This is a genomic window from Micromonospora sp. NPDC002411, from assembly GCF_053592955.1.
Genome location: NZ_JBSFBM010000238.1, coordinates 1 through 10867, shown reverse-complemented (window position 1 = coordinate 10867; position 10867 = coordinate 1). Strand labels below are relative to the sequence as shown.

General features: G+C 71.5%; 11 protein-coding genes. 4 read left to right on the top strand and 7 right to left on the bottom strand.

Features of this window, described 5'->3' with window-relative positions; genetic code table 11:
* Positions 1-177: 177 nt before the first annotated feature.
* Entirely contained in the window at positions 178-894 is a 717-nt protein-coding gene (locus tag ACWCO3_RS24540) for a carbonic anhydrase (protein WP_450012247.1), read from the bottom strand.
* Between the two features lie 217 nt (positions 895-1111).
* On the opposite strand from ACWCO3_RS24540, the gene ACWCO3_RS24535 reads away from it, so the two are divergent.
* Positions 1112-1711, top strand: a complete 600-nt coding sequence (locus ACWCO3_RS24535; RefSeq protein ID WP_450012245.1) for a hypothetical protein — start codon at positions 1112-1114, stop codon at positions 1709-1711.
* An 8-nt stretch (positions 1712-1719) separates the two neighbouring features.
* On the opposite strand, the gene ACWCO3_RS24530 is transcribed toward ACWCO3_RS24535, so the two are convergent.
* Positions 1720-2403 (bottom strand): DUF4396 domain-containing protein, encoded by a 684-nt coding sequence (locus tag ACWCO3_RS24530; protein WP_145782377.1) that lies wholly within the window; start codon positions 2401-2403, stop codon positions 1720-1722.
* Positions 2404-2583: 180 nt separating this feature from the next.
* On the opposite strand from ACWCO3_RS24530, the gene ACWCO3_RS24525 reads away from it, so the two are divergent.
* The 3 genes from ACWCO3_RS24525 to ACWCO3_RS24515 all read left to right on the top strand — a co-directional run bounded on the left by ACWCO3_RS24525 (position 2584) and on the right by ACWCO3_RS24515 (position 5384).
* The gene (locus ACWCO3_RS24525) at positions 2584-3252 is read left to right on the top strand and encodes a HEAT repeat domain-containing protein (protein WP_450012243.1); all 669 of its coding nucleotides are present in this window, start codon (positions 2584-2586) and stop codon (positions 3250-3252) included.
* 4 nt (positions 3253-3256) lie between these two features.
* Positions 3257-4258: a HEAT repeat domain-containing protein gene (locus ACWCO3_RS24520; RefSeq protein ID WP_450012249.1), complete on the top strand. Its 1002-nt coding sequence runs from the start codon at positions 3257-3259 to the stop codon at positions 4256-4258.
* Between the two features lie 136 nt (positions 4259-4394).
* Positions 4395-5384: a hypothetical protein gene (locus tag ACWCO3_RS24515; RefSeq protein WP_450012241.1), complete on the top strand. Its 990-nt coding sequence runs from the start codon at positions 4395-4397 to the stop codon at positions 5382-5384.
* 60 nt (positions 5385-5444) lie between these two features.
* On the opposite strand, the gene ACWCO3_RS24510 is transcribed toward ACWCO3_RS24515, so the two are convergent.
* From ACWCO3_RS24510 to ACWCO3_RS24490, 5 genes are all read right to left on the bottom strand, one after another.
* A complete protein-coding gene (locus tag ACWCO3_RS24510; RefSeq protein WP_435826060.1) occupies positions 5445-7502 on the bottom strand; it encodes an amylo-alpha-1,6-glucosidase in 2058 nt (685 codons plus the stop codon).
* Between the two features lie 3 nt (positions 7503-7505).
* Positions 7506-7859 (bottom strand): SCP2 sterol-binding domain-containing protein, encoded by a 354-nt coding sequence (locus ACWCO3_RS24505; protein ID WP_145782367.1) that lies wholly within the window; start codon positions 7857-7859, stop codon positions 7506-7508.
* A 69-nt stretch (positions 7860-7928) separates the two neighbouring features.
* A complete protein-coding gene (locus ACWCO3_RS24500) occupies positions 7929-9137 on the bottom strand; it encodes a WD40/YVTN/BNR-like repeat-containing protein (protein ID WP_450012238.1) in 1209 nt (402 codons plus the stop codon).
* Positions 9124-9675 carry an RNA polymerase sigma factor gene (locus tag ACWCO3_RS24495; RefSeq protein WP_244311724.1) on the bottom strand — a complete coding sequence of 184 codons (552 nt, stop codon included), beginning with the start codon at positions 9673-9675 and terminating at the stop codon, positions 9124-9126. Before ACWCO3_RS24495 ends, ACWCO3_RS24500 begins: the two co-directional genes overlap by 14 nt.
* 67 nt (positions 9676-9742) lie before the next feature.
* The coding region (locus ACWCO3_RS24490) for a hypothetical protein (protein WP_450012236.1) at positions 9743-10867 on the bottom strand (1125 nt) is incomplete at its 5' end.

Sequence of the window (10867 nt, the reverse complement as noted above, 5' to 3'; positions counted from 1 at the left end):
CCTGTGTCGAAGCCCCTGGCCGGCCTGCGGCGGGCCCGGACGACGACCGGCCGCGTTGGATATTCGCCCGGATACAACACCGGTATCCGAACGAATATCCGCCTTGCCGGACCGCCGCCCGGACTCCGCCTCGGTCCGACCGAGGACTTCGACACAGGCCTTAGTCGGCGGCGGTCGTCAGGCCACCAGCGAAACTCGCCCGTTGTCCAGGTCGTAGCGGGCGCCCACGACGCGCAGCGCGCCCTGGTGCACCTTCTCCGAGATGATCGAGCTGCGGGCACCGAGCGCCGCCACCTGGGCGACGATGTTGGCGCGGACCCCGTTCTCCACCGGGTCTCCGGGCTGGTCGAGGACCGGCTCGACGGCCGGGCGCAGGGCGTCCACGATCGTGCCGATGTGCCCGGGAGCGGTGCCGCCGCTGTGGATGGCGTCGATGGTGGCGGTGATCGCGCCGCAGCGTTCGTGGCCGAGGACGACGATCAGCAGGCTGCCGAACTCCTCCACGGCGAACTCGATGCTGCCCAACAACAGGTCGTCGACGATGTTGCCGGCCACCCGGTTGTCGAACAGGTCGCCCAGCCCCTGGTCGAAGAGGACCTCGGGGGCCACCCGGGAGTCCGCGCAGCCGACGGTGACGGCGAACGGGTGTTGCCCGGCGGCGAGACGGTGCAGGTCCGCCAGACCCTGGTGCGGGTGCCGGCCGTGCCCGGAGGTGAACCGCCGGTTGCCGGCCCGCAGGCGGCGCAGCGCCTCGGCCGGAGTGTCGACCGGGTCCTCGGCCGGCGTGGCAGCGGCTGCCGACGGGCTGGCGGTGGCTGCGCCAAGCGCGACGGCGGCGGCGCCACCGGCGGTCAGCAGCGAACGGCGGGACAGGTGCGAACGCGCCACGGTCATCTCCCTGAGGTGAGGCAACTCGCTCCTTCCTACCAGGCCGCCGTCCACAAGGGTGGAACGCATGGTGATCAATAGATGACAGTGCTTCCCACGCCCTCGGCCGGGCTGACGTCCCCGGGCCCGGGGAGGCGGCTCCCTCGGCGTGGGGATTCGCTCGTCCTGCCGTTGCGGAAGCGTCATCTCCGCCGACGTCCACCACCGAGACGGAGTAGTCACAGTGACCCGAACACCACCAGCGCAGACCGGGACAGTCGACGCGCGGCGTACGCCACCACCGCCGACCTGGGCGCGTCGAGCGGGTCACGTGGCGTGGATCGCCCCCGTGTTGGGGTTCATCCCGTTGCACATCCCGTGGATCCTCGGCATTCCGCTGTTCGCCAACCCCGAGCCGTTCGAGGAGTGGTACCACGGTCGTGGGCCGGGCGTCGGGGACCATCCGGTCGACGGGTTCCTGGGCCTGCCCGTCGGTGCGTTCTACCTGGGCCTCCTGTGCGTCCTCGCCGGGCTCGGCGGAGTCCTGGCGCTCGGGCTCATCAGTGACTGGGGGCTGACCTTCCCCCGGTGGGTTCCGTGGCTGCGTGGACGCCGGGTGCCACGGTGGTTCCCGCTGACGCCGACGGTGCTGGGATCCGCCCTGATGATCGGCTACTCGGCGACCCTGCCGTGGCAGTTCGCGGCGGACCTGTCCGAGCCCAGTTCACAGGACATCTTCACCCCGACGGGTGTGCTGGTCGGTCTTCCGCTGCTGCTGGCCTGGACGATCGCGTTGCCACTGGCCGGATGGTCCTACTACCGCCGTACCCGGTTGCCACGCTGAGCGGCCGGCTACTCTGCTCGACCGGCCCCTCGGTCGAGCTGCCAGGAGGCGACCGGCCATGCTGCGACGAAGCCGGCGATCAGCCCCAGCTGGCCGGCGAACCAGAAGACCGGGCTGTCGGGTCGCAGCGGTGGCTCGGGGAAGACGACGTGGTGCGCGAGCGTCAGCCACGCGAACAGCGCCAGCTCGAACGCGGTGATGGTCACCAGCTCGACCGTCACCACGGTTGACAGGGCACGCCAGATCTTCGTGACGCCGCGACCGGGCCCTCCGACGTACCGGAAGAGGACAGCGATCGTCACGGCCGCCAGGTAGTCGCCGGCGTAGTCGACCCACAGCGTCTCCTGGGCCGGGTGGGCCTTGAGGGCGAACAGGGCGACCTCGGCGACGACGAACCCCAGCGCGCAGTGCGCGCCGCAGCGGGACACCTGCGTGACGACGAGTCCTCGCCGGGGCTTACGGACCTGGCCGCCGTGCCGCCGTCGGGCGAAGACCTCGGCCCTGCCCCAGTTCCAGTAGAGCCGGACGGCCGCCGGGCCGATGTAGAGGACGGTCACCAGCCAGACGATCTCCATGACCCGCGCCGGCTGACGATGCCCGCGCAGATAGGTGTCGGCGACCACGATCGCGAAGCTGACGAACCCCGCCGCGAGCGCGGCCCAGGACAGCGCCAGCAGCCAGGTTGGTGGCATCCTCGCCCCTTCCGCAGCTGGGCGCCGACCCGCCGCCCGCAGCCGAACGGGCCGCCCGCCGAGGACCTCTCGGAGTGTGGCACGCCGTACCCGTCCGCAGTGCGGAAAAGGCGCAGGCGAGGATCGCTTGACCTTGACACAGTGACAAGGTCTGCACTGGGGTCCGAGGAGGTGGGTTCGATGACCGGTCCGCAACAGGACACGAACACCATAAGGGCACTCGAGGGGCTGAAGCACACCGACGCGTCGGTGCGGTTGCGCGCGGCCCTGGCTGTCGGCACGACCCCGGATCCGCGAGGCGTCGACCCGCTCGTCGCGCGGTGCGGGATCGAGCCCGACTTCTCCGTACGCGAAATGCTCACCTGGGCCCTGACCCGCCACCCGGCGGCGCTGACGGTCACCAGGTTGCTTCGTGAACTCGGCTCGGAGCATGCGCAGGCGCGCAGCCAGGCGCTGCACACGTTGTCCAAGATCGGTGACCGGCGGGCGTGGCCGGCGATCACGCGCGCGCTGCTCACCGACGCCGACGACGAGGTGGCGCGTAGCGCCTGGCGGGCGGCGGTCGCCCTGGTGCCCGACGGCGCGGCGGCCGAGCTGGCCGGGGTGCTGTCGACGCAGTTGGGGCGCGGCAACCGGGAGACGCGGTTGAGCTTGAGCCGAGCGCTGATCGCGCTCGGCGAGGTGATCATCCCGATCCTGCGGGCCGCGGCGACCGATCCCGACCCTCGGGTACGCGCGCACGCGACCGCCACGCAGCGGCTGTGGCAGGACCCGGACTCCGGTTTCGAGTACGCGACCGACGAGGCCATCCGTGTGGTGGCGCTCGGCCCGGCGGCGACGAGCGGGTGACCGGGTGCTGATCGGCGAGGTGGCACGGCGGTCCGGGGTGAGCGCGCGCATGCTCCGGCACTACGACTCGCTCGGGCTGGTCCGACCAACCGGTCGGACCAGCACCGGCTACCGCGAGTACACCGCCGCGGACATCCGGCTGATCTTCCAGGTCGAGAGCCTGCGGTCGCTGGGGCTGTCGCTGCGCGACGTCCGGCGGGCGCTCGACGACCCCGGGTTCGCTCCCTCGGCCCTCATCGACGACCTGATCCGCCAGACCCGGGACCGCATCGCGGGCGAGATGGAGTTGCTGAACCGGCTGCGTCGGATCGGTGCGGCGGAACCGGCCGACTGGGGGGACGTCCTGGAGACCGTCGCCCTGCTGCGCGGCTTGGGTTCGGAGAGCGCCGGCCGGCGTCAACGCGCGGCCCTGGCATCGGTGGAGAAGGTCTCCGTGGAGGCCCTGGTCGAGGCGGTGCTCGGCGAGGCCGACCCGCACGTCGCCGGCGCCCTGCGCTGGGCTCTGGCGCAGTCCGCCGACAGCGGGCTGGCCCTGCTGGCGGAGGGGCTCCGGTCGCCGCAGGCAGAGGTACGCAGACGTGCCGTCGAGACCGTCGCCGAGATCCCGCACGACGCGGCGACCGATCTGCTGCGCGACGCCCTCACCCACATCGACATCGTGGTCCGCCAGCACGCGGCTCTGGCGCTCGGCGCGCGGGGCGTGGCCGACGCCGTCCCGACACTCGTCGACATGGTCGTGGGGGAGGCCCACGACGTCGACGCCGCCGACACGTTGAGCGCGTTGGCGAGCGACACCGCGCTGGCGGACCAGATCACGACGGCGCTCGTCGACCGTCTCGCGCACGAGTCGGTGCCACCGGCGGCCCGTCGACGGTTGACCCAGGCCCTCGCGGACATCCCCGGGCCGGCCGCCTCCGGTGCCCTCGCCGAGCTGACCCGGGACCAGGACCGGGTCGTCGCCATGACGGCGACGTACGTCCTCGGGCTGCGCGAAGTCGACGGCTGACGGACCGCGTCCGACCACAGTGGAGGTCGGCGGACGGAATCCCGACGTTGCGTGTGCGATGCCCCGCCGATGGTCCAGCCTGGTAGTCGGCTCGCCACCGCGAGTGACCGTACACAAGGGACTGTGGAGGTTCGGCATGCTGTTCATCGCCGAGGACAAGGCGACGTACCCCGATGGCCAGATCCCCAACCTGGAGGACGACGAGAAGGCCTGCGGCGAGATCGTCGGGCGGATCCAGCCGCTGCTGCCGAAGAACTTCGAGGGGGAGGCGCTCGGGCAGTTGGTCACCTGGTCGGCGACCAGATTCGGAGACGACAAGCGCTTCGACACCTGGGTCGACGCCGTCAAGGCCGCGACCGACTACGCGAAGACGGGGTTCGCCAGCGGCCCCGACCAGCGGCAGCGGGACCAGGCCCTGGACAACGCCGACCGGGACAAGCTCGGGGTGGCGTTGCTGAGCACCGGGCGGACCGACGACAAGCAGCTGACACTGCGCGACAAGAGCCGCCGGTGGGCCAACTGCGGCCTGGCCGCGTTCCAGATCCGTGAGCAGTTGAGCGCCAAGGGCGGCGAACTCGTCGGCCAGCCGGCGGAGACCTTCGGGGCAGGTAAGGGTGCCGAGCTCAGGAAGGAACTGCTCGTCAAGCCCGCCAGTGCCAGGACCGTCCTGCTGCTGGACTGTCAGTTCCCCCAGGTGCACAACTTCATCATCGAGGTGCACAACGACGGGTCGCGCTATCTCGCCCAGGGCTACCAGGGCGCGTACTTCGCCCACTGGTGGCTCGGGCTGGACGACAACTACGCCGGCACGGCGGGCGCCGACATCCTCGCGCTGCGCGATCGATACGGGCGGGGCCGGCCGATCAGCCCCGAGGACTACACGAGCCTGGTCGACAGCCTGGTCACGGCGATCTCCTCCACCTGGCCGGAGGTCGCGGAACAGTGGCGGACGCTGCCCTTCAACCCCGACCGGCAGGAGGTGGACGGCATCAAGGGTCGCGCCGGCTCGCCGACAGTCGTGGTGGAGGCGTTCGAGGTGCGCAAGCCGGAGGCGGCTCGCACGGCCCTCGGCGGCGGTGACGGGTCGCTCAGCGAGCTGGCGACCCGAGGGCTGTCCGCCGACTGACCGACGCATGACCGGGCGCAACCGGAGTTGGTCCCCGGTTGCGCCCGTCCGCTGTCGTCGCTACGACGCGGGATGGTCCGGGCGTTGGCGGGCGAAGGCGTCGGCCTTGCCCCAGCGGCCGGGAACGTCCAGGAGTGCGATCCGGCCGAAGGCGGACGGCAACGCGGGGTCCACCGCCAGATGGTCCTCGTGCGGGTTGAGACCGAGCATGGTGCGGATGAGCAGCATGCACGCCCCGCTGGACCACGCCTGTGGGCTGCCGGCGGTCGGGTACCGGACCGGGTACCGGGTGGTGGCGCGGTCGAACCCGCCGAACGCCTCGGGCAGCCGACCCTGGAAGTAGGTGGCCGCGGAGAGGATGCTCTCGGCGATGCGGCCGGCCTCGTTGGTGAAGCCGTACCGGCGCAGACCCCAGGCGATGAACGAGTTGTCGAACGGCCAGACCGTGCCGTTGTGGTAGCCGAGCGGGTTGTAACGGCGCTGCCCCTCGGCGAAGGTGCGCACCCCCCAACCGGAGAAGAGCGCCGGACCCATCAGGTGCTCGACGACCCTCGGGGCCCGCTCCGGCGGCACGATGCCGCTCCACAGGAGATGCCCGATGTTGGAGGACAGACTGTCGACGGGAGTGCCGTCGTGGTCCAGCGCGAGGGCGTAGAAGCCACGGTCCTCCAGCCAGAAGTCCCGGTTGAAGCGGTCGTACAGCGCCGCCGCCTCCTGCTCCAGGCGCTCGGCGAAGGCGGGGTCGCCCCAGACGGTACGCGCCAGCCGCGCACCTCGGATCTTGGCGTCGTAGGCGTACCCCTGGGTTTCGCAGGTGGCCCTCGGGAAGCCCGGCAGCCGCCCGTCGGCGTAGGAGATGCTGTCCCAGGAGTCCTTCCAGCACTGGTTGTCCAGGCCGGTGGCGCGGTTGCGCCGCTCATACCAGATGTAGCCGGTGGAGGTGAGGTCCGCGTACTTGTCGATCCAGGTCAGGGCGGCGCGGGCATCCTGCTCCAGCTCCAACGCCAGAGCGGTGTCGCCGCTCCACCGCTCGTACTCGTCGAGCAGCACCACGAACAGCGGCGACGCGTCCACGGTGCCGTAGTAGGGGGAGTGCGGCTGCTCCTCGAACGCGGCCGACTCCCCGTAGCGCAGCTCGTGCAGGATCCGCCCGGGATCCTCCTCCAGCACGTCGTCGCGCCGAGCGCCCTGAAGCGACGCCAGGATCCGCAGCGTCGGCGGGGCCAGCGACGGTGTCACGGCCAGGGTCTGCAAGCAGGTCAGCAGGCTGTCACGGCCGAACAGGGTCATGAACCAGGGCAACCCGGCAGCCGGCACGGCCGCCCCGCCCAACGACAGCGGGGCGAAGCGCAGCGCGGCCAGGTCCACCAGGCTGCGGGCGTACACCTGTTGGAGGGCAACGCTGTCGGTGTCCAGCTTCGGGGCCGCCGCGACCCAGGCCTGCAGGCTGGTGGGCAGGGTGGAGTCGTCCGGGCGCTGCGCCCGCAGGGCGGAGCGCAGGTCGACGCCGTCCGGGCGCAGCGCCCGCATCGCCGCCTGCAGGCGTGTCGACCACTGCTCTCCGGGGCCCAGCTGGACCGTGAACCGGAGACCGTCCGAGTCGTACTCGGCGGGTTCGGTGGCGGAGACCACCACCTGGCGGTGGTACGTGGCCCGCCGGTAACCCAGTCGCAGCTCGTTCGGGCCGACCTCGGTGTAGTGCGTGCCGACCTTGTCGCTGACGTCGAACTTGATCTCGAAGATGTCGGCGAAGTCGGCGGCCACCTCCAGGCGGATGTCGAGTTCCATCTCCCGCTCGCCGTAGTTGAAGATCGTCAACGACTCGGTGAGGTCCGGGCCGATCCGCCTGCGCCGGATGGCGGACACGTCGGCCTGCACGTAGTCCACCGCCGCGCCCGGCACCACGAAGAACGTGGCCTCGTAGTACTGGCTGTCGTCCACCGACAGCGCGGTCATGCACTCGCCGTTGACGAAGAGCATCCAGCGGGACAGGAAGCGGGTGTCGGCGGCGAACAGCCCGACCGGAGCGGCGGGGGACGACTCCACATCGCCGCTGGCGTCGGACACCATGAAGGTGTTCCCGTCGATGCACGCCACGGTGCCCTGGATGTCCTGCATCGGTCACCGGCCGCCGTCCGGGCCGGCGTGCTCCGACTTGCGCGGGAACAGGCGTCCTATCCGCAACGCCAGGCCGAGGTCACCGTCGACCATGATCTCGCCCCGGGTGATCGCCGCCAGCCCGTTCACCTCGCCACGCGCCATCGCGTCCGCGACCTGCGCCGAAACCATGATCACGGTGGTGGCCGGCGCGCCGCTCCTCGTCACCCGCATCTGGCCGTGGTCGATGTCGAGGAGCCACTGGTCGAGGCGGTCCCCGTCCCTGATGTCGAAGCGCACGCTCCCACAGACCTTGCTGAAACGTGGGTCCTGACCGGCGACTGTCAACCGTTCGAAAAAGGCGCTGGTCGCCGTCATTCCACCTCCCCGGCCGCTGGCAGAAGCCCGGGTGCCTACCCGCTGCGGGCCGCTGTTAACTCGTCTTGTTCACGGTTTCAGCGCGAAGCGGCTCCAGGTGGTCGCGTCAGTGGTGACGAGGATGTGGTCGGGCTCGCCCGTCGACCCGTCGCGCCCGTAGAGCCAGGCGTAGCCCGGTGCCACACTGGCCGCCCCGACGCTGGGGCCGTACTCCCGGGCCACGGTGAAGTGCTTCCCGTCGTCCCGGCTGACCAGGAGCCGCGCGAGCCGGTCGGGCTCGTCGCCCTCGCCCGTTGATATCGCGAGCAGGGAGCCGTCCGACCCCACCGTGAGGTCCCACGTCCACGGCAGCTCGACGCCGACGTCCGTCCAGGTCTTCGCGCCGTCCGTGGTGTGCAGCAGTCGCAGCCCACCGCTCGCTGTCGTGGGTGGGTTGATCAGCGCGTACCCTTCCCGGTCGTCGAGCCCGACCACCGCGGCGACGTTGACGTCGTCTCCCACCTCCCGGGCGGTCCAGGTCGCGCCGCCGTCGGCGCTGCGGGCGAGCGTCACGCCCGAGGTGGACCCCATCTGGTACGCCGCCCAGATGGAGCCGTCGGTGGCCGGGTAGAGGCTGTACAGGGGACGCCACGAGGGTGCCTTCGCGGTGAGCCGGTACACGGTCCCGCTCGCCGGATCCACTGCCAGCGGCTCGGACAGTGGCCGACAACCGAAGCCGCAGAAGACCGGCCGGGCCGTCGCCGGGAAGGCGGGTACGGCGACGATCGCGGAATTCGCGTCCCGCCAGGTTCGGCCGAAGTCGGTGGAGAGGTGCAGCGTCCCGGCGTCGCTCACCAGGTACGACCGCTCACCGAGCACGGCGACCTCGTTGCGACCGGACGGCGTGCCGGTGGCGACGTTGGCCGTGCACCTGCTGCCCTGGAACCGGGCCGCGTCCCAGTCCGACCAGGTCCGGCCGCGGTCACCCGTGTACGTGAAGCGCGCGACGCAGCTGTCCTCCGACAGGTCGACGTCGACCCCGGAGTCCGGTCCGGTCAGCGTGAAGGTGTCCCCCTGGGTGGGCGACGGATCCGCGGGCACCACCGGGTCGGGCCGGTCCGACCCGGTCACCAGCGGTACGACAGCCAGCCCGGCCAGTGCGACAAGCGCGGCCGCCACCATCGCGACCGACCGGTGACGGCGGGACCGGGCGGCGGACCGCAGTACGTCGAGGGACGGTGGCGAGACGGCCTCGGTGAGGGTGTCCACGTCGAACCCGGCAAACTCACGACCTCGCATCGATCCTCCCGGTCTCGGTGTGGTCGGTTTCGGTGGTGTCGATGTCGGTGTCGGCGAGCAGCGCCGCCAGGGCGGTCCGACCCCGGGACAGGCGGGACTTCACAGTGCCGGCCGAGACGCCCAGCGTGTCGGCGATCTCGTCCACCGGCAGGTCGACGAGGTAGTGCAGCGCCAGGGCGTGCCGCTGCCCCTCCGGCAGTTCCCGCAACGCCGCGAGCAGAGCGAGGTGCTCCGGGGAGTGGTCGGCGACGTCCGGCGGCGGACCGATCCGACGCAGCAGCCCGTCGAGCACCCGACGACGGCGAAAGCGGCTGCGGGCCCAGTTCACGGCGACCCGCCGCAACCACGCCTCCGGGTTCTCCAACGCGGCGAAGCGCCGTGGCGACACCAGAGCCCGGGTGAACGCCTCCTGGACCGCCTCCTGCGCCTCGCTGAGGTCACCGGTCACCGCGTACAGCTGGACCACCAGGCGCCGGAAACAGCTGGCGTAGAGGACCGAGATCAGATCGCCGTCGGCCACCGTCACCTCCCTTCTCACCACTCCCACCCACGGGCCGGGAAGAAGGTTCCGGTGGCCGGCCAATTTATGTCGGCCGGCACCGGATCTATCCCTGGAGGTCGCGCCGCTGGTAGCCGAACAGTCCCAGTGCGGCGAGCGCACCGGCGATGATCACCATGAGGGCGCTGGCGGTCCAGTTGGGCGCCGCGTCCGGAACCGGGGCGAGGTGCGCGTACGGGGACAGTTGGCCGACCCAACCCGGTGCGCCGGTGCTGTCGGCGACGACCTGTAACAGGAACCCGCCCGCCGCCGGTAGAGCGCCCACGATTGCTGCCGCGCGTGGCAGCCAGCCCACTGCGAACGTCGCCGCGCCGAGGCTCAGCAGGGCGACAGGCAGCACGTTCAGCGTGCCGGCCAGAGCGGCGAGGAGCCCGAGGGGAGCGTCGACGGTCGACGCTCCGGCCCAGGTGGCAAGGCCGGCTGCGACGAGCAGCGCCGTCGTGCCACACCCGGTGACGACCAGCTCGGCCAGCAGGAAGCGGGTACGCGTCAACGGCTGGGCGTGCAACAACGTGAGCCGGCCGGCGGCCTCGTCTGCGGCGAAGGCAGCCGACCGGACCGCGGCGAACACACCTGCCGGGATCGAGAGCAGCGTCACCATCGCGGCCACGTACCCCTCGACCGAACCCAGCCCGGCGAAACCGGCCTGCGCGGCAAGATCCGCGAAGCGGGCGTTCTCCGCCAGGAATTCGGTCATCGACACCGTGAGTACGCCGATGAGCAGGTAATAGGCACCCACCCCGGCCGCCCAACCGGCGAGCGGACGCGCCAGCCGACGGGCGGCGAAGCCGCTCACCGAGCCGAGGAGGCCCAGACGGGGTCGACGGCCCGCCGAGGCGGCCAGCCAGCCGCCGCCGAGATCGCGTGGCCGAGCGGCCAGCACGGCCACGACGAGCAGCGTGACGGCGAAAGCTGTCAGCACGACCAACGGCAGGACCCGGTTCGCCGCGTACGGTTGCGCCAGCGCGACCAACCCGAACGGCGACAGCCAGCGCAGCCAGCCGAGCGCGTCGACGCCATCGCCGACCATCCGGAGCAGCAGGCCAGCGCCGAGCAGTGCCGTCGCGGCACCACTGGCCGCGGCACGGGACGCGAAGACCTGCGCCATCAGTGCGCCGGCGGCGACGAAGTACACCCCGACCAGGGCCAGGCCGACGCCGTGCAGCACGGC

Coding starts and splice junctions, on each gene's coding strand:
- ACWCO3_RS24500 (WP_450012238.1), bottom strand. CDS start 9,137: ATGCGAGGTCGTGAGTTTGCCGGGTTCGACGTGGACACCCTCACCGAG.
- ACWCO3_RS24530 (WP_145782377.1), bottom strand. CDS start 2,403: ATGCCACCAACCTGGCTGCTGGCGCTGTCCTGGGCCGCGCTCGCGGCG.
- ACWCO3_RS24525 (WP_450012243.1), top strand. CDS start 2,584: ATGACCGGTCCGCAACAGGACACGAACACCATAAGGGCACTCGAGGGG.
- ACWCO3_RS24510 (WP_435826060.1), bottom strand. CDS start 7,502: ATGCAGGACATCCAGGGCACCGTGGCGTGCATCGACGGGAACACCTTC.
- ACWCO3_RS24515 (WP_450012241.1), top strand. CDS start 4,395: ATGCTGTTCATCGCCGAGGACAAGGCGACGTACCCCGATGGCCAGATC.
- ACWCO3_RS24505 (WP_145782367.1), bottom strand. CDS start 7,859: ATGACGGCGACCAGCGCCTTTTTCGAACGGTTGACAGTCGCCGGTCAG.
- ACWCO3_RS24540 (WP_450012247.1), bottom strand. CDS start 894: ATGACCGTGGCGCGTTCGCACCTGTCCCGCCGTTCGCTGCTGACCGCC.